Genomic DNA, 19,114 nt, shown 5'->3' with positions numbered 1-19,114 from the left:
ACCATGGACATTAAAGCCCCCGATTTGGGTGTCGATAGTGCCGAAGTCAGCGAAATTATGGTCGAAGTTGGCGATGTCATCGAAAAAGACGACAATATCATTTTATTAGAGTCTGACAAGGCATCAGTGGAAGTACCAAGCTCTGCTGCTGGTAAAGTCACCAAAATCAGCGTTGCTGTTGGTGATCAAGTCAGTGAAGGCATGGTGCTCATTGAGCTTGAAAGCGCTGCGGCCGATACACAAGCAGAAGCACCAGCCAGCGAAAAAAGTGCTGATGACGCCCGCAATCAAGCGGAAGAAAAGGATGCTGGCGCACAGTCTGAGGCCACAACTGAGTCTCAAGCTGCTGATGCTAGCTCGTCAGAGTCCAAACAGCCTGCGCCGAGCGCGGGTACAGCCAGTACACATGCATTGCCAGATTTAGGTGTTGAAGAAGCGCAAGTGGCCGAGATCATGGTCAGTGTCGGTGATACCGTCAGTGCCGAGCAATCGATTTTGTTGATTGAGTCGGACAAAGCCTCGGTGGAAGTGCCAGCCCCTATCGCTGGCAAGGTCGAAAAAATACTGGTCGAAGCAGGCGATATGGTCGCCAACGGTCAAGATTTTATTGTCATTATTGGTGAGGATGAGACCAATAGCACGTCTGAAACACAGGAGTCTGGAACAGAAGCTGTGTCAGCCAAAGCAGATGGCGAGGCTGGCAGCAGTGAGCAGCAATCCAGTGCTAAACAACAGCCGACAGCTGCGCAAAAACAAAGCACTCAAGCGACAGGCGCTAGTGCTGCCAGCAAAAGCGGTGGCAAGCTGACAGAAAGTCAAGTGAATGAAAAGCTTGTCGATGTGTATGCAGGTCCTGCCGTACGTAAGCTGGCACGCCAAATGGGTGTGGATATTACTCAAGTGAGTGGCTCAGCGCTCAATGATCGTATCTTAAAAGAAGATGTGTTTGCTCATGTCAAAGAAAGCTTAAGCAAACAAAAAGCGGCACCGACAAACAGCGCTGGCGCTCAGGCGAGCCTGCCAAACTTACCCGATATGAGTAATACCGAGATCTGGGGAGAGACTGAGACTCAGGACTTAAGCCGCTTACAAAAGGTCTCTATACCGCAGCTTAACTACAATACCTTGCTGCCACAAGTCACACAGTTTGATTTGTCCGATATCACCGAGACTGAAAAACTGCGTGGTGAGCTCAAAGGCGGTATGAAAGCTGAAGGTATTGGCTTTACTATCCTAGCCTTTGTGGTAAAAGCGACGGCTCATGCCTTAACGCAGCATCCACGCTTTAACAGTCATTTGAGCGATGACAATACTCAGATTATCGTACGCAAAAGCGTCAACATGGGTATCGCTGTGGCGACGGATGATGGGCTTATCGTACCCGTTATCAAAAACGTTCAAGACAAAGGTCTTAAGCAGATCGCCATCGAGATAGGTGAGCTGGCAGCAAAAGCTCGTGATAAAAAGCTTGGCACTAAAGACTTACAAGGTGCAAGCTTTACCATATCGAGCCAAGGCAACCTAGGGGGTACCGCCTTTACGCCGTTGGTCAATTGGCCACAAGTGGGTATCTTAGGGGTCTCTGAGGCCAGTATGCAGCCGCGCTGGAACGAAACCAAGCAGACGTTTGAGCCGCGTTTGATGCTGCCGCTGTCGTTGTCTTATGATCACCGAGTGATTAATGGTGCTGATGCAGCAGTATTTACCCGTTATATCGCTACCTTGTTAGCAGATCCGCGCCGTATCTTGCTGTAGCTCTGACCGACAGCGCTTTTGAGTGCTGTTTGGCTAATAGCGGCTGATAGATTGCATCAATGGTTATGTATTACAAAGAGACTGTCCGCATGGATGGTCTTTTTTTATGAGCTTATGACGTAAAGTGCGCCAACGTGATGTTGGGTTGGTTATAAAAAAATAACAATAAACAGATTGCAGCAAATCATACAGACAAAAAAGCCAGCACATCGGCTGACTTCTTATCTGGCATACTTTACTTGCTATGATAGATTTATTAGAACTGTTTTACAAACGCAACGCCATATACCCATGGGCTGATATCGACTTCACCTAAGTCATTACCGTTTAGGCTAGCGTCAGTTTTGATGTCCATGTAGCGCGCGTCAATACGGAAAGACTCAGTAGGCGCATATGGGATGTCAAGACCGATATGGCCAGCAACGCCAACGCTATCGTCTAGCTCTAAATCATTACCGTTACCTAGGTAGACTCTTTCTTTAAAGAAAGTTGTATAGTTCACACCAACACCAACGAAAGGCTTCACATTCATAGGCAAGTTATAGCCGTCGAAGTGATACTGTACAGATAGAGTAGGTGGTAGATGCTGAGTTTTGGCATCAACTTCGTTACCATTTGCATCAGTTAGCGTGATGTCATGATGGAATGGGATGGCTGCTAGTAGTTCAACACCAACGTTATCAGCAACAAAGTATTCGCCACTGATGGTTGGGCGCACATCGCCATCAACATCTACTGATAAGCCATTGTTTAAAGTACCGTTGTCGCTTTTAGGGTCAACATAGTGTGCACCAGCGGCCACTGTCCACGTACCAGCAGGAACGGCAAAAGCAGAAGTCATAGTAAGTGCAGTAGCAGCGGCTAAAACTAGGGATTGTAGTTTCATCGTTTGATTCCTTAACGTAATAGAGGATTATCAGTCAGCTAATGAGGGATGACAGTAGTGACCAATACATAATATTATGATTATTGATTAATCTGTAACATTATAACGCCATTATAATACAAAACCACTATTTCTGTAAGGTAATAAATGGTTATTCTCAGTATTAAACCAATACTTTTGCGTAAAGTTATCGATATCGAGGTATTGTGAACTTTTAGAAGTGGGTTATAGGTAAAGGACAAATGTTTTATTTTATAAACGGAGGCGCGCCATACTATGCTTGGTTATTGTAGTAACTCTCCTCTGCGTTGTACTAACGCACGGACGATGCAGCTATTAAATGAAGTAGATGGTTGTTGTCCTGAGTGCCATCTGTTTTTGTTGCCTGCCCAAAATGTCAGTCAGCAGTTAAAGATCGATGAACGGTTTTTACGATTGGCCGTTTTGGCAATTGCCTTTACGCTGCTGATAACTGTCTATATTTACTATAAAAATTTTGTATAATCTGAGGGTACACGCTAGCTGTAGATAACACGCAGCAGCCGATCGACGCCTTTTAGGTCAGCTTTGGCATTATGGTGGTCACGGTGGTTTTTTGCGGCAATGGCGATTTATTTTATTTATCCACGCGCGGATTTTACCGCATAAGGTCAGCATGCTACTCCAATCTATACGGCGCTTGCGTCTTTTTGTTTATGATATTTTGCAAAATGATGAGCATGACACGCGGTTTAGTCGTTATGTGGACTACTTCCTGATTTTTTTGATCATGACCAATGTCGCCGCTGTGATTGCCGAGTCTGTAGACAACTGGTATTACCCTTATCAAGACTATTTTATTTGGTTTGAAAACTTCTCTATCGTTATTTTTTCTATTGAGTATTTACTGCGTTTGTGGAGTGTGGCCGAAGCCAAACCAGATAATACTACTTGGCGTCAGCGCTGGGAGTGGCTCAAAAGCCCGTCGGCGATGATCGATTTGATTGCAATTGCCCCTGCCTTTTTAAACTTCTTTGTCTCTATTGACTTGCGTTTCTTGCGTATTTTGCGTCTGTTTCGGATTCTGAAACTCACCCGCTACTTTGCCTCTATGCGTATCTTGCTGGTGGTCATTAGTAAAGAAAAAGGCTCGTTTCAAGCGGTTATCTTTATCTTGATTATCATGATTGTCACCGCCTCTAGCGGGATTTATTTGGTCGAAAATCACGCGCAGCCAGATGAGTTTGAGTCGATACCGAAGGCGATGTGGTGGGCGGTGGTGACGCTGACGACCGTCGGCTATGGTGATGTCACGCCGATCACCAATGCAGGCAAGATATTGGGTGCCATCATTACCATATTGGGTGTGGGTCTGGCGGCATTGCCAGCTGGTATCTTAGCGACTGGTTTGGCCAATGAGCTGGCTCAGCGCCGCGAGGAGTTAGAGCAGCATTTTCGTGAGCAGCTGATTGACAGTGATTTTGATTTGGTGCAAAACCAGATGATGATTGACAAGATTCGCCGTGAGCTGGGGCTGGACAAGGAGCAGGCGCAAAATATCGTTTTGCAAGTACTACGTGAGCAAGAGCTTGAGCGCCGCGAAAGAGAGGTAGAAAGGCGGCAAAAAAATTACTGCCCGCATTGCGGCGAGCCGTTATAACACAGTGCACTACTCAACACGCGCTAGTCTTTTTTATCCCTTTTGTGGTTGAGTAGTTTTACGGCGTTATTTCGACAGCTTCATTCCTGCGATTTCATTTTTATGGTCTCATTTTTATGGTTTTAATGGCTGCAGTCAAACGCCGTGGCTGATTTCTCTTTATAGGCTTTTTATAGGCCTTGGGGAATAGGAAGGGCGCGCGCCAGTTCATAGGCGACTTGCTGCGCGGCTGTGGCCAAATCCTCTGCTGCCAGTGGTAAGTTTTGCAAAGTTAGATGCCAGTCATCTACTTCTCGGCGTAAATGAGCGACCCAAAGTGTTTGGCAGTCGCGTGGCAGCTGTTTGAGATTGACTTCAAAACAGCGATTGCCTTCATCATCACTTAGGTGTATCTCGCCTTTTTTGACTCGAGAAAAAGGGTGGCCGTGATAAGAGTTGGCCATCATGGCGATATGGGTGATATGCGCAGGGATTTTGTCTAAATACAGTCTGATCTGCTCTTGATCAAGCGGTGCCAAATACATGGCCTGCTCACCGCGATCTTTGCCATTTAAGCTATCGCCTTGATGGCGTACCGACTCCGCTTTGTCTCGCAGCTGCTTAAACCAGACGATATCGCTGATGGTGCAATTGTCATCGTATAACGCGCACGCGATGTCGATATCTATCGCGCCTTGGTTTTTTTTAAAACGTTTTAGCAGTCCCTTTGGCTCAATTCTGGTAAATTCGTAGTTTAGCGCAAAAAACAAAGTCCCCGCATCTAAGCCTAGTCCTCTTAAGCTGTCGGAAAGTAGTGGCGATGGGGTCGTGGTCGACATAGTATTCCTTTTACAATGGTTCGAGTTGCAATGGTTCGAGGGTGTTATCGTATTTGAATCTGTAACTCTTCAGTCAAGATAATGCCAATTAATCAGGCTTATTATCAGTGGCGTTATTGGTACTGTTATCCAAGACGGCTCGATATAGTAGCTCGGGCTGGGCATTGAGCAGGCCACTACCAAAGCCGCGCAACCACCAAACCAGCTGTGAGGTTAGGTTGACCGTGGCTTTGATGGTTAGAGTGTCGTCATCATTGACGGTGACGGTTTGATCGTCGCTAAGCTTGCTTTCTGTCAGACTTTTGCCAGCTTGTTTGGTGAATTGTAGCTCAATGGCCGTGTTTTTGCCACGCTCAGGCAGCTCGCCAAACAACGGATGACTAAAGCCCATACTGCCTGCCTCCAAATAGGTGTCGAGCTGAAAATCCTCTGGCGTTTGTGCCGGACTCTCTAAAATCTCGACGCTATCAAACCGATGCAGAGCAAAGGTGCGAATGATGGCTTCTGGGTCATCGGTACGGGTCGCTAGTAAATAGATAATCACGCCGCGCTGAATGATGGCAATGGGGTTTAGCGTATATTCGCTGGCCTCATTTTTGTTGCTACGGGTGTAGCAGGCTTTGACCTGCAATTGATAAAAGAGCGCGTGATACAGATTGTCTTTGCTCTCGAGGTCAATATGCGGGGCGATTAAGGGCTGGGTGGCAGGCTCAATGCGTACTCGGTCAATCCAAGAGTGCGTGACTTTACTGTTTTTTAGCTGTCGTCTTGCTAAATCAAACCAAGGAAACAGCTCGTCTAAAATCACGGGCGGTAATAGCTGGGTGAGGTTGGCCTCTACCATATTAAAAGCCACCGCTTGTGATAGATTCATATGCGGTAGGCTGTGTAGCGGGGCATCGTCACGCCAGCGCCAGCCTTGCGGGTTGGCGTTGTTTTTTTCGATGGGAAAGCGTTTGGACAAGGCATTTAGGTCGCGCTGTACGGTGCGCAGACTGATGTCAAACCCTGCAAGTTTGAGCTGCTCGTAAATGTGCGTCGTTCCCACCCAGCGATTGCGCTGTAACTGTGAGAGTACTTGCCACTGCCGCGCTGTGGTCGCCGCGCCATGACGATTATTATGATGAGTCTCTGCAGCAGGGGCACTGGTGCTCGTGCGCTGCTCGTCTATTCGCTCATCTGTGTGGGTATGATGTACAGTCATTCAGAGATAACCTTTATGAAGTCGTAAATCAATGTCGCAATCGATATGGATATTTTAATGCTGGTATTTTAACGAATCCGCCGCGGGTTATCATGGCAGAAAAGCAGCTTGACGTCTATCTTGACATCTATGTTGTGTCTATCACTGATGAGCAGCGTATGATAAATGACGGTAGCAGGTCGTCAGCCCATGCTCTGATGCCTGTCACCATCAGGGCTGGGCGATGTCAGGCGACTCATCAGCTGTCGTGATATCCGCGCTTGAGTGGTCGTCATTGCCTTTTTTGCCCTTATCCTCTTGACGTTGACGTCTTTTTTTCTTGTCTTTTTTCTTTTTTGCCTTGCGCTTTTTTTGGCTGGTTTGCTTGGCATCTTTGTCCTCAATATCGTCATCGACGTTTTGGTTTTCGTCCCACAGTAATAAGCGATTTAATACTTTGCCAAACAACGTGTCTTTACGATAGCGGCCTTTTTTATTCATGGTGTCGACAGGCAGTCCTGTCATCAGTGTCAACGCTTCACTCAGGCTCTGCACTCCATAGATATGAAACTTACCCGCTTTGACCGCAGCGATGATGTCGTCGCGCAGCATCAGCTGCTGGACGTTGGCAATAGGGATGACCACGCCTTGCTGGCCTGTCAGTTCTTGCTCGCGGCAAGCATCAAAAAATCCAGCGATTTTAGCGTTGATACCACCGACAGCTTGTACCTCGCCTAATTGGTTCATGGAGCCAGTAATGGCTAAGGACTGATCGATTGGTACATCCGCTAAGGCTGAGAGCAGCGCGCAGCCTTCGCTGACCGTGGCGCTGTCGCCATCGATCTGCGCGTAGCTTTGCTCAAAAGCAAGTGAGGCACTAAAGTTAAGGGCATGGTGTTGACTAAACAGCGCCCGCAAATAGCTGGTCATAATCAGCATGCCCTTAGCATGTAGACTACCGCCCAAATCCACATCGCGCTCGATATCGAGAATCTCACCTGCGCCGATGTTGGGTTGAATGACGGCGGTGAGGCGTGCTGGCATGCCAAACTCGCTATCGGCATAGCTGACCACGGTCAGGGCGTTGACTTGCCCGACCGCATGACCTTGGGTTTGAATGAGCTGCTGGCCGTTTTTTAGCTCATCCCAATATAAGTCGCGCAGATACCCTGAGCGCTCGTCCATATCGTCAATGGCTTGCATGACGTGATGGGCATCAACGATATGCTGGCCATCTAAGCGCGCATGGCGATCAGACTCGTGCAGCAGTTTGATCAACAAGTCGCTGTGTAAGCTTAAGCGGTCTTGGTCTTCGGCTTGTAAGCTCAAATGCTCAAGCAGCGCCGCCTGTGCATTGCGATCGAATGGATAGAGGCTAGCATGATCGATGATATCAGCCATTTTTGCCACCAATGCCAACTCGTGCTCAGGGCTGCGCGTCACATCGTCGTGGAAATCGGCACGCACCTTAAAGACGGCATCAAACTCAGGCTCAAGCTCCAAAAGCTCGTAATATAGGTCAGCTTCGCCCAGCAAAATCACCTTGACCTCAAGGTCAATGGGTGATGGCGCAAGTGATAAGCTACCCGTCAAAGTCAGCATTTGCTCAAGGCTGGAGAGTTTGATTTTGCGTGATTGCAGCGCGCGTTTGAGACCTTGCCAAGCATAAGGATGCTCAAGTAAATGACTGGCCTCCAACAACAGATAACCGCCATTGGCACGGTGTAGAGCGCCCGCTCGAATCATACTGACGTCAGTGGTGACTGTGCCCAACTGGGTGATTTGCTCGACATGGCCCAATAGGTTTAGATGCGTCGGCAAATCCTCAAAGACCACAGGTGCACCACTGTCTGGCGCGTGACTGACGATGACATTGACCGCATAACGACTGGGAGTGGTGGCCAGCGCTGCTGTGACAAACTCTTCATCATCGCCATTGACGATGCGCTCAGCATGCGTGACCATATCTGCAGATACGGCTTTTAGGTAATCGACGACTTGTGGCTGAGCTGCAAACTGCTGATAAACAGGGGCAAATAATGGCTGTAGGGCACGGCGTGCAATGTCACGATGCAGCGCTTCGATGGCGTCATTGGCTTCGTCTTCTAATTGCTCTAGTGCGATGGTGAGCTGACTTAAGCGCTTTTGCATGTGGTTTTTTTGTACGAAGTTGTCGAGCTCGGCTTCGTACTCGTCATCGCCAGAGGGCACCTTGTCTTGCTTGCCACGACGATGCGCCGTCTCATTGGGCTTGGCCGCGGATTGCGGATTATCTGATTTAGGGCTAGCGGGAGGAGTGTGCTCAGCGGCGGTATCGGCGGCGCTGCTACTCTCCGTTGGCAGCTGACTTGAATGGACAAACACCGCTTTGTTATCAAACGAGCGAAACGTCAAAGCCAAGTCGTATTGCTTGCCTTCGGCATTGAGCACATCATAAGCCTGACTTTCTTTTTGATGGGTGGCGTTTTTGATGGCTTCTATTTTGCTTTGGTATTGATCACTGCGAAAACGCTGACTGAGGCGTTTTTTGGCTTGCTGCCACAATTGGCTCACCTGCTGCTGCAATATCTCTGCTTGTCCAGCAGGTAGGGATAATGCTTGCGGCGTACGAGGATCAGCGAAATTATGCACATAGACCCAGTCATCAGGCGTTGGCGCATCGGCAGCGATGCGAGTCAATAAACGGCTGATGACCGTACGTTTGCCCAAACCGTTTTCGCCCGCGGCAAACACATGATAGCCACTGGCTTTGATGTCTAGGGCGGTTTGCAATGCTTTTAGCGCTCGCTGCTGGCCAAAGCCCACGTCCAAATCAGGGGCAGATCGGGTGTCGCTTGGCAGTGCCGCAGGATCGCTATAGCGCTTCAATTGCGCAGCGCTTAGGTGGCAGTGCTGCTTCACTTCTAAAAAACGTGGATGCAGCTGCGTTACCTTTTTTGCGTGTTTTGTCTGTTCTTTGGTGGTGTCTATTGCTGGGTCGGTCAGCTGAGTCGAGGGTGTTACCATATCATTAGTGTCTTGTTTGGTCGCGTTTTTGATGATTGGGAAGTGTTGCTATGAGGCGGTTTGATTATCGGTGTCTAGGATGCGGCCTTTAAAAATGAGCGATTGGTTTTTTAGTATATTTCATCATAAAGCTGCGGTCTTTGCTGCATATGATAGCAGTAAATACTCAGCGGTTTGCTATGATTAAAGAACAATAACGCCTCAAAGACTGCGCAGATAGTATAAGATGTCTCACATTGGGGCAATCTGCAACTATTCAATACGCGGAGTGCGTGATAAAATAGACGGTTCACATGTCAAAACTGGATAATGCGCCTTATGTCAGCTTCTGCCAAAAAAACCTCATCATCTACCAGCGTGAATCATGCCGCTATCGATCCGGCCGGCTTTGTTAAACTTGGCATACAGCTGCCAGCACTGGCCGATACGTTGGCGCAAGCGATCAATGAGCTGGGTTTGTCTTTGAGTGAGACGCAGCAGCGCACGCTATTATTGTACTTAGATCAGCTTTTATTGTGGAATAAGGCGTATAATCTCACCGCCATCACTGATCCCAAAGAAGCGCTGATCAAGCATGTGATTGATTGTTTGGCTATTATACCGCATTTGCCGTCAGGGTCACTGTTAGATATCGGTACAGGGGCAGGGCTGCCAGCCGTTATTATCGCGATTTGCCAGCCTGAGCGCGCTTGCACAGCCTTAGACAGCAATCAGAAAAAAATTCGCTTTATCAAACAAATCAGTAGTGAGCTTGGCCTACATAATATGCAGCCTATTGCCTCTCGTATCGAGGCGCATGAGGCCAGCTATGAGGTGGTGACCTCGCGAGCCTTTGCCAGCCTGATTGATTTTGTCCACGTGGCACAGCCAAGACTGGCCGCAGAGGGGCGCTTGTGTGCGATGAAGGGCAAAGCGCCAAGCGATGAAGAGCTGCAAGCGCTCGAGCATGACTGGCGTATCGACACCATAAAGTTAACAGTGCCGCGTTTACATGATAGTCGTCATTTGATTGAATTGTCTGCTAAAAATGTCTAAGCTATGAGCCCGTGCGGTCGTGAAACATCGTTTACCTTGATATCCAAATAGCATATATTGATGAGCCTCAAGGTTGCAGGGTGTTGAGATTGCAGGCGATGTCTGCAAGCATCAGTAAAACATAGAATAATAGTAATAGATCCTAATAAAATTGAGTGAGTGTATGGAAATCATAGCAATTGCCAATCAAAAAGGCGGCGTGGGTAAAACCACGACGGCGGTAAATTTGACCGCCAGCTTGGCTGCTAAACGCAAGCGTGTCCTGCTGATTGACCTAGACCCACAAGGCAATGCGACCAGTGGTACAGGTGTCGATAAAAACGAGCTGTCCTTGACCATCGCTGATGTGCTGCTCGATGGCGTCTCACTGGCTGATGTGATTGTCCCAAGTCCTGCTGGGTTTGACGTGATTGGTGCCAACCGAGATTTGGCGGGTATGGACATCACTTTGATGAACAAAACAGACAGTCATGAGCTATTTAAAAATGCCATGGCGGCGCTGGTAGAGCAGCAAGCCGCTGCCAACACACCGGCTTATGATTATGTGATTATCGATTGCGCGCCGAGTTTGAATTTATTGACGATCAATGCTTTGGTGGCAACTGACGGCGTGATTATTCCGATGCAATGCGAATACTATGCGCTAGAAGGGCTGGCCGACTTGTCGCAGACTATTGAGCGTTTAACGGAGCTCAATCCAAATCTCTATATACGCGGCGTCGTAAGAACCCTATATGATGCACGTAACACACTCGCACGCGATGTCTCAGCCGAGCTTGAGGCGCATTTTGGCGATATCATGTACAAAACCCACATTCCCAGAAACATTCGTCTGGCAGAGGCACCTGCTCATGGTCTGCCGGTGATTGCGTATGAGAGGTGGTCAAAAGGGTCGCGCGCTTACCAAAAACTGGCCGCTGAAGTGATCAAGCAAAGCGCCTAAAAACGCGGCGTGGCCAGCGTTAGAGTAGATAAGCAGTAACTATCATATTTATAAGTAATGAGTAAGCCGCATTTGTAAAAAATGGGCTTTTATTTTAGTGTTAGAGGATAGGTAATCATGGCGAAAAAGAGAGGGTTGGCGGCCAATCGAGGCTTAGATGCCTTATTAGGGTCAATCAAAAAAGAAAAGCAAATTACCGCCTCTGCCTTGCAAGACGATATGGCTGCGCGTGGCAATGCTGCGCCCGTCGACACGTCAGATACCTCGCCATCAAACACGAACGAAAAAGCGCCTAGTGTCGCGACTCGCTCTGAGCGTACCAATGCTGCTAAAACCCAAACGCGTGCTGCTGATAGCAGTGGCCGAAAATCACGGGCTACAAACAAGGCAGCGGCCAAACCGCGTGCCACAGGTACAGACAACAGTGTGCTTGAAGATCAAATCAGCTTGGTGCAGATCGATGTCAAACGCCTGCAAGCGGGTAAATACCAGCCGCGCCGTGATATGAGTGAAACGGCGCTGGCAGAGTTGGCATCGTCTATCGAGCAGCATGGCGTCATGCAGCCTATCGTGATTCGTCCACTACTGGCCAGTGAAGATAAGAGTGAGGATTTTGTCACGCACGAAATCATCGCAGGTGAGCGGCGCTGGCGTGCGGCCAAGATGGCAGGTAAGCCAGTCATTCCAGCGATTGAACGCGCTTTGTCTGATGAGCTGGCGATTGCGCTAGCATTGATTGAAAACATCCAGCGTGAAGACTTATCCGTGATTGAACAAGCCGCTGCACTGCAGCGCTTTCATACCGAGTTTGGTATGAGCCATGCGATGATCGCTGAGGTGGTCGGTAAGGCGCGTACCACTGTGTCAAACTTGCTGCGTCTCAACCAGCTGCATGACACGGTCAAAGATCATTTGGCCAACAATGCGCTTGATATGGGGCATGCGCGTACCCTGTTGGCGCTCTCTTCTGAGCAGCAGCCGATCATCGCCCAAAAGATCATCGATGGCGGCATGACGGTACGCGAAGCTGAGAAGCTGGTAAAATCCATCCTCCAGCCTGCGCCAAAAGTCAGCTGCGCTGAGCAAGTGCAATCACGTGACGTCGAGCGTTTGACCCAGCGCCTGACAGATATGCTCGGCGCTGAAGTAAAGCTTAAGCACAAAAAAGACGGACAGGGCAGTGTCGAGATATTTTTTCATAGTCAAGACCAGCTGGCCGCTTTGATCAAACAGATAGAAGCGCAGGCTTAACAAGCGCCATCTTTATAACAACTATTTAAAAAAACATAAAAGAGAAGCAATATGTGGGAGTTGGTAAAGGCAGGTGGTTGGTTGATGACGCCGATTGTGTTGTGCTCAATTTTGGCATTGGTCATCATTATCGAGCGTAGTCATACCTTACAGTTTAACAAAATCGTTCCAAGCAGACTGCGTGAACAGCTAATCACACGCTTGCGTGAAAACGGTGATATCGGCCGCACTCAGCTGATGAACGTTAAAGAAAAAACCCCATTAGGCGATATCCTAGCGACAGGGCTGCTCTATCGCCAGTATGGGCTAGACTCGATGACCATGCACATGCAAAACCGTGCCAGTGTGCAAATCCATCAGTTAGAAAAAAACATCAATATGCTCGGCACCATCGGCGCGATTGCCCCACTGCTCGGGCTATTGGGTACTGTACTGGGTATTATTTCATCGTTTTTGGCAATTACTGATGGCGCGATGCAGGACCCGACGATGCTAGCTGCTGGGGTATCACAAGCGCTGATAACCACAGCTGCAGGGATGATTGTGGCCATCCCTGCACTGGTGGCCTATCGCTATTTTCAGCGCCGTATCATTGATATCAATGCACAGTTTGAGACCCAAGCGGGCTTGATGATTCAAGAGCTATACGACTATCACCTGCTAGCAGATAGTAATCTGGCGGATATGCGTCAGTTTCCTTCTGCTGCAGTAGAGGGCGCGGCAGACTCAGCGCCTGCTATGCATGGGTTAGAGGTCAATGCTGAAGCAGCCATGACCTCATAACCTGCGTCAGTGGTTATCAATATTCTACGTTATCAGTATTCTACCAAGTGTGGTATTGAGTCAATTAAAGAGAATGGTATGCGCTTTAGAAAACCGACGGTCGAGCCCCTTGAAATCAATCTGACACCGATGATTGATTGTTTATTATTCTTAATCGTGTTTTTGTTGCTGGCCACCTCGTTCAATCATTTTAGCCGTTTAAATATCATTCTCCCTGAGGCAGAAGGGGTGGCGCTGACAGAGCAGAACAATACCATCGAAGTGGCAGTGCAAGAAGATGGCAATTATCTTGTCAATGGCATCACACTTGCGAGCAGTAATGAAGCGGAGCTGACCAGTATGCTTCAGCAAGAAGCCGGCAGCAATCGTGAAATGCTCTTTGTCATCGCGGCAGATGCCAATGCCACGCACCAATCAGTCGTGCGCGTGATGGATGTCGCTGGCAAAATGGGGTTTTTGAACCTAAATATCAGTACGGTTGTGCCGCTTGGCCAGTCGTTACCGCAATAATATATGGCGTGCTCGATGCCGCACTTATCTGTAAAGCTGTAGTTCAGTGAAGCTGCAGTTCTGTGAAGGTGCAGTATAGATACAGTCCATTCATGTTATGACACCCAAATTGAGGCTTTTATGAGCCAAGCTTATTCATCTGACGCTAAAAAACCGTCTGCGAAAAAACAGTCGGCTGCGCCCTCAGGTACGCCAAAATACCAGACATTGCTGCGGCTGCTACGCTATCTTAAGCCGTACTGGTGGGCATTACTGCTGACGGTTGTGGGGTTTGCGATCAATGCGGCAACCGAGATTTGGATTGCCAAACTGCTGCAATACATCACTGATGCCATCAATCAAAATGACCAGAGTAAGCAAGATTTGTTTCCACTGCTTATTATTGGTCTGTTCTTTGTTCGCGGTGTGGGTAGCTTTTTGGGTAACTATTACTCCGCATTGGTGTCACGCAACTTGGTGTATGAGCTGCGTGTGGAGGTGTTTAATAAGCTGCTGCGTTTGCCAAGTGCGTTTTATTTGGCCAATCCGGCAGGCACTATCTCCTCAAAGCTGATATTTGACGTCGAGCAAGTCACCGCTGCCAGTACCGACTCGATGAAAACGGTGTTGCGAGATGGTTTGACTGTGATTGGTCTGATTGGCTTTTTGCTTTATAGTAATTGGCGTTTGACCTTGATTTTGTTTGTGGTGTTGCCGCCCATATTATGGCTGATTCGCATCGCATCCAAGCGTTATCTCAAGTTGTCAAAAGGTATCCAAGAAACCATGGGGGATGTCAGCCATATCACCAATGAAGTCATCGGTGGCTATCAGGTGGTCAAAAACTACGGCGGCCAAGCTTACGAAGCCGAGCGCTTTGATAAAACCTCCAAAAAGAACCTGCGCCAAGGTATGAAGGTCGTCGTAACCAACAGTATCAACACCCCAGCGGTACAGCTGCTGATGGCCATGGCGATGTCGGTGGTGGTTTGGCTGGCCCTTAGACCATCGGTAATCGACAATATCTCTGCCGGTGAGTTTATCTCGTATATCGCCGCGGCAGGACTGCTCAGTAAGCCGGTTCGATCCCTGACCGATGTCAATCAAAAACTGCAAAAAGGCATTGCCGCGGGTGAGTCCATCTTTGCGCTACTTGATGAGCCAGAAGAAAAAGACACCGGCACGGTCAGCCCAGCGTTGTCTGGGGAGATATCTCTGGACAATATCAGTTTGGTGTATCCCGATTCGACAGTAGCGCTGCGCGACTTTACGCTGGATGTGCGAGCAGGGGAGACGGTAGCCTTGGTAGGGCGCAGCGGTGCTGGTAAGTCTTCATTGGTCAACTTGTTGACGCGTACTTTGTCGACCTCCTCGGGGCAGATTACCTTGGATGGACGGCCGATTGAGGATATCAAGCTTGAGAGTCTGCGCGCGCAGATTGCGATGGTCAATCAGCAGGTAGTGCTATTTAATACCACTGTTTTTAATAACATCGCTTATGGCAGTTTGGCCAATAAGAGCCAAGCAGAGGTAGAAAAAGCAGCCAAAGATGCGTTTGCTCATGATTTTATTATGAAGCTGCCAAATGGCTATCAAAGCGAAATCGGTGCGGAAGGTCTGCAGCTGTCAGGTGGTCAGCGTCAGCGTTTGTCTATCGCTCGGGCACTGCTAAAAGATGCACCGATCCTTATACTAGATGAGGCAACCAGCGCGCTGGACAATGAGTCAGAGTACTATATCCAGCAAGCACTTGATAATGTTATGAAAGACCGGACGACATTGGTCATTGCTCATCGATTGACGACTATTGAGTCCGCCGATCGTATCGCAGTCTTAGATGGTGGTCAGCTTGTAGAGCTGGGCACCCATGATGAGCTGATGCAAAAGCAAGGTCATTATGCCCAGATGTATGCCCGCGATTTTGAGTAGCCGTCAGTGCGTGTAAAGCTTCAAATCAACGAATAAGTGAGCAACCAGCCTTGAGTATTGAGACGACAGTGACGCGTGCATGGCAACGCAAAGCCGCTTGGCTATGGCTGCTGTTGCCTATTAGTTGGCTATATGGTCTCATCATCACGCTGCGTCGTCAGGCTTATCGATGGGGGGTGTTTGCCAGCTATCGGGCGCCCATACCTGTCATGGTCATCGGTAATATCAGTGTGGGCGGTAGCGGCAAGACGCCGCTGATTATTGAGTTGGTGAGCCATCTACAAGCGGTACATCGTATCAAGGTGGGGGTGATTAGTCGCGGCTATGGCGGTGATAATAGCCAGATGCCAGCGCTGGTCGATGCCAGCAGCACCCCTAGCGTGGTCGGCGATGAGCCGTGTTTGATCGTCAATATGACAGGCGTACCGATGGCAGTCAGTCCCAATCGGCAGCAAGCGATCACAACGTTATTGGCCGCTCACCCAGACTTGCAACTGATCATTGCCGATGATGGCTTGCAGCATTATGCACTGCAGCGTGATATAGAGTGGATCGTCGTGGACACCGCTCGCGGTTTTGGTAATAAGCAGCTACTACCGACAGGGTTTTTACGTGAGCCATTGTCTCGGCTTAAGGGTGCCACTGTTGTGTATCATAGCAAGCAACAGACAAGTCCAGCCGCCGAGCACGCAAGCAAGCAAAAGCAGCCGAATCAGCGCCTGCTTATGTATATGCAAGCGGACAGCATGCAGCCTTTATGGGCACCTTCATTGGCGAATACCCAAAAACCAAACGCTGCGAAGGCCGATATACAGACGAGTGAGCAGCAAGATCATCCGGCAGCGCCAAAGACAGGCAGTCAAGTACATGCAGTCAGCGGCATCGGCTATCCGCAGCGTTTTTTTGAGACGCTCACAGATTTAGGCTTTGAGGTCATCGCTCATCCTTATCCAGATCATTATGATTTTACTTTGGCGGAGCTGCTACAGTATCGTCAGCATCCTATTGTCGTTACCACAAAAGACGCTGTAAAAATCAAAGCATTACTCTCAAAGGCCATGGCTAATAATGCGCTAGATGATGATTACCAAGCACTGGTGAGTAGGCTCTGGGTATTACCAGTCACCGCAGTGCTCTCTGATGATTGCTACCACTTATTGACAGAGCAATTACAGAGACTGGATATCGATATCAAATCTCATCAAGCCCTAAAATAAACAAAAAAATAAAGCGGCTCTAAAAACAGTCATTATCAAAGATAGCCATTATCAAAAACATATAAGACGGTACGTCACATCAAACCTGCTAAGGAAGTAACCATGTCTAACATTGAGTCTGTCATTGACCCTGCTACTGCGTCTATGGCTGCTGTCAAAACTCACATTGTGATTCCTGCCCGCTTTAAGAGTACTCGACTACCTGGCAAGCCGTTGTTAGCTATTCATGGCAAACCGATGATTTTGTGGGTCGCTGAAAAGGCGCAATCGGCACATTTTGCCGATGACCTGTGTATCGCAACTGATGATGAGCGCATTGCTCAGGTTTGTGTGGACGCAGGGTTTGAGGTGGTGATGACCAGCCGCGAGCATGCTTCGGGTACAGATCGCTTAGCGGAAGTTGCAGCCATCAAAGGCTGGGCCGATCAGGATATCGTCATCAACATGCAAGGCGATGAGCCGCTGGTGCCGCCTTTATTATTAGAGCAAGTAAAGAATCTATTGGTCGCGGATAAAGCCAGCGTCATGGCCACCTTGTGTGAGCCGATCGATGATTATGAGACTTTTTTGCGTCCCTCAGTGGTCAAGGTCGTCAGTCAATATACTAATGCACTGCAGCGCGCGCTATATTTTAGCCGCGCGCCCATTCCTTGTGACCGTGACGTGGTATTGGCAGACGAGCCAAACAAACAACCACCCCAAAACGCTTATCGGCATTTGGGGCTTTATGCGTACCGCGTGAGCTTACTACAGCAGTTTGTACATTGGCCACAGACCCCGCTTGAGACCTTAGAGAGTTTGGAGCAATTACGCGTACTAGAAAACGGTGGTCATATTGCCATCGCGACTGCAGCGTGTCATCTGCCGGCTGGGGTCGATACCCAAGAGGACTTGGATCGCCTCAATGCAATGGCGTTCACCGACTTTCAGAGCCCGAGCAGCATGACTAACTAAAATAGCCTAAGCAAAACTACCATTAAGCTTTCAAGTCATTTTATAAAGCTGGAGCCATAGGTCATACAATGGAAAATATAGGTGCATCAAAGACTGCAGATGATATTTACTTTGCGCCATTATTGCCATGGCAGCAAGCACTATGGTCGCAGCTCACTGACCGCGTCACTCGGCAGCAGACTTTGCCGCATGCTCTACTGGCCGCAGGCATGCAAGGCATGGGAAAACGTGCTTTTGTTTGGCGTCTGGTGGCGTGGCTGTTATGCCGCGAGCGTGCAACCCATCCGCAAGGAGCGTGCGCCACGTGTGAAAGCTGTCAGTGGCTCAGATCTGGTACACATCCAAGCTTGCAGACGTTGCCACTTATCAGTATGCCAGTCAGTATCGACAATATAGAAACTAAAGAAAAAGCCGGTAAAAAAAACACCAAGACCACAAGCAATAGCGCCTTAAAAATAAAAGTAGATGACATCCGCGCGCTACAGCCCTTTATTTATCAAGGTGGCCAAGGCCTGCGCATCTGTGTGTTAGACCATGCAGAGCAAATGACGGTCGCTGCTGCCAACGCGCTGCTCAAGACCTTGGAGGAGCCGCAAGCGCAGGTACATTTGTTTTTGATTAGCGACAGTCCAGCCCAACTGTTACCCACGATCAAAAGCCGCGTCCAGCAATTGGCGTTACAGATGATTGAGCCTGCAGTCGCCATGGATTATGTAACGCAGGCACTTGGGGCGACGGTCAACCGTGAAGCCGTGAGTCCAGCCGCGCTTCGCCAGCTTATACAACTGGCTAATGGCGCGCCGCTCGCTGCGATCGCCTTGGCCAACGCCCCATGGTATAGCAAGCGTGCCTTATGGCTGACGACTTGGCTGGCGCTGCGAAGTGGCAAACGTAGTAGCGTGGCGGCTAGTGACTATTGGCAATCACAGCTTAGTATTATAGAGTTTATTCAGCTCTCTGAGCTGATGCTGCTCGACATACGCCGCGTCTGTTTAGGTCTAGCAGTGCTACAGCAGGATATCAATTGGACAGCGCTTACGAGCGATCAGGCTGATGGCAGTACCCCTGACGACAGTGCTATAGAAGCATTTTTTCATCGCTTACAGCAAAGCAAAGTTGCGCTACAACAAAATGTGCAAGAAAAATTTGCCTATGATAAGCTGATGCAAGAATTGGCGCGTTTATAAACCAACATTTAAAACGAGCGCTCACTCATAAACATTTAA

The 19,114-nt window shown here is 48.8% G+C and carries 15 protein-coding genes; 11 read left to right on the top strand and 4 right to left on the bottom strand.

The window, feature by feature from the left end:
* The first annotated feature begins 3 nt into the window (after positions 1-3).
* Positions 4-1,755 (top strand): 2-oxo acid dehydrogenase subunit E2, encoded by a 1,752-nt coding sequence (locus tag J3491_RS00200; protein ID WP_207968798.1) that lies wholly within the window; start codon positions 4-6, stop codon positions 1,753-1,755.
* Between the two features lie 256 nt (positions 1,756-2,011).
* Here J3491_RS00200 and J3491_RS00195 read toward each other — a convergent pair whose 3' ends face one another.
* On the bottom strand, positions 2,012-2,641 hold the full coding sequence (locus J3491_RS00195) for an OmpW/AlkL family protein (RefSeq protein ID WP_207968797.1): 630 nt from the start codon (positions 2,639-2,641) through the stop codon (positions 2,012-2,014).
* Positions 2,642-3,296: 655 nt separating this feature from the next.
* Between J3491_RS00195 and J3491_RS00190 the strand changes: the two genes are divergently transcribed.
* Positions 3,297-4,280, top strand: a complete 984-nt coding sequence (locus tag J3491_RS00190; RefSeq protein ID WP_207968796.1) for an ion transporter — start codon at positions 3,297-3,299, stop codon at positions 4,278-4,280.
* A 170-nt stretch (positions 4,281-4,450) separates the two neighbouring features.
* Here the strand turns inward: J3491_RS00190 and J3491_RS00185 are convergent, their stop codons facing one another.
* The 3 genes from J3491_RS00185 to J3491_RS00175 all read right to left on the bottom strand — a co-directional run bounded on the left by J3491_RS00185 (position 4,451) and on the right by J3491_RS00175 (position 9,287).
* A complete protein-coding gene (locus tag J3491_RS00185; protein WP_075102129.1) occupies positions 4,451-5,098 on the bottom strand; it encodes a TerD family protein in 648 nt (215 codons plus the stop codon).
* 88 nt (positions 5,099-5,186) lie between these two features.
* The gene (locus tag J3491_RS00180; RefSeq protein ID WP_075102128.1) at positions 5,187-6,302 is read right to left on the bottom strand and encodes a helix-turn-helix transcriptional regulator; all 1,116 of its coding nucleotides are present in this window, start codon (positions 6,300-6,302) and stop codon (positions 5,187-5,189) included.
* Positions 6,303-6,512: 210 nt separating this feature from the next.
* Complete coding sequence (locus J3491_RS00175; protein WP_207968795.1) at positions 6,513-9,287, bottom strand: ATP-binding protein; 2,775 nt, start codon at positions 9,285-9,287, stop codon at positions 6,513-6,515.
* Between the two features lie 318 nt (positions 9,288-9,605).
* Here J3491_RS00175 and rsmG point away from each other — a divergent pair, with 318 nt between their 5' ends.
* From rsmG to J3491_RS00130, 9 genes are all read left to right on the top strand, one after another.
* Positions 9,606-10,322, top strand: a complete 717-nt coding sequence (rsmG, locus tag J3491_RS00170) for a 16S rRNA (guanine(527)-N(7))-methyltransferase RsmG (RefSeq protein ID WP_207968794.1) — start codon at positions 9,606-9,608, stop codon at positions 10,320-10,322.
* Positions 10,323-10,485: 163 nt separating this feature from the next.
* Positions 10,486-11,265 carry a ParA family protein gene (locus J3491_RS00165; protein WP_207968793.1) on the top strand — a complete coding sequence of 260 codons (780 nt, stop codon included), beginning with the start codon at positions 10,486-10,488 and terminating at the stop codon, positions 11,263-11,265.
* Positions 11,266-11,382: 117 nt separating this feature from the next.
* Complete coding sequence (locus J3491_RS00160; protein WP_207968792.1) at positions 11,383-12,516, top strand: ParB/RepB/Spo0J family partition protein; 1,134 nt, start codon at positions 11,383-11,385, stop codon at positions 12,514-12,516.
* Between the two features lie 51 nt (positions 12,517-12,567).
* A complete protein-coding gene (locus J3491_RS00155; protein WP_241900677.1) occupies positions 12,568-13,299 on the top strand; it encodes a MotA/TolQ/ExbB proton channel family protein in 732 nt (243 codons plus the stop codon).
* A 78-nt stretch (positions 13,300-13,377) separates the two neighbouring features.
* Positions 13,378-13,809 (top strand): ExbD/TolR family protein, encoded by a 432-nt coding sequence (locus J3491_RS00150; RefSeq protein ID WP_075102123.1) that lies wholly within the window; start codon positions 13,378-13,380, stop codon positions 13,807-13,809.
* Between the two features lie 120 nt (positions 13,810-13,929).
* Positions 13,930-15,717, top strand: coding sequence for a lipid A export permease/ATP-binding protein MsbA (gene msbA / locus J3491_RS00145; protein WP_243455985.1), 1,788 nt, complete (start codon positions 13,930-13,932; stop codon positions 15,715-15,717).
* A gap of 50 nt (positions 15,718-15,767) precedes the next feature.
* Positions 15,768-16,934, top strand: a complete 1,167-nt coding sequence (gene lpxK / locus J3491_RS00140) for a tetraacyldisaccharide 4'-kinase (protein WP_207968791.1) — start codon at positions 15,768-15,770, stop codon at positions 16,932-16,934.
* Between the two features lie 102 nt (positions 16,935-17,036).
* Positions 17,037-17,888, top strand: a complete 852-nt coding sequence (gene kdsB, locus J3491_RS00135) for a 3-deoxy-manno-octulosonate cytidylyltransferase (protein ID WP_243455984.1) — start codon at positions 17,037-17,039, stop codon at positions 17,886-17,888.
* A gap of 68 nt (positions 17,889-17,956) precedes the next feature.
* Positions 17,957-19,075 carry a DNA polymerase III subunit delta' gene (locus tag J3491_RS00130; RefSeq protein WP_207968790.1) on the top strand — a complete coding sequence of 373 codons (1,119 nt, stop codon included), beginning with the start codon at positions 17,957-17,959 and terminating at the stop codon, positions 19,073-19,075.
* Positions 19,076-19,114: the final 39 nt, after the last annotated feature.

It is taken from the genome of Psychrobacter halodurans, assembly GCF_017498075.1.
Taxonomy (GTDB): domain Bacteria; phylum Pseudomonadota; class Gammaproteobacteria; order Pseudomonadales; family Moraxellaceae; genus Psychrobacter; species Psychrobacter celer.
Note: the sequence above shows the minus strand (reverse complement) of the source record. Positions and strands in the feature narration are given on the sequence as shown.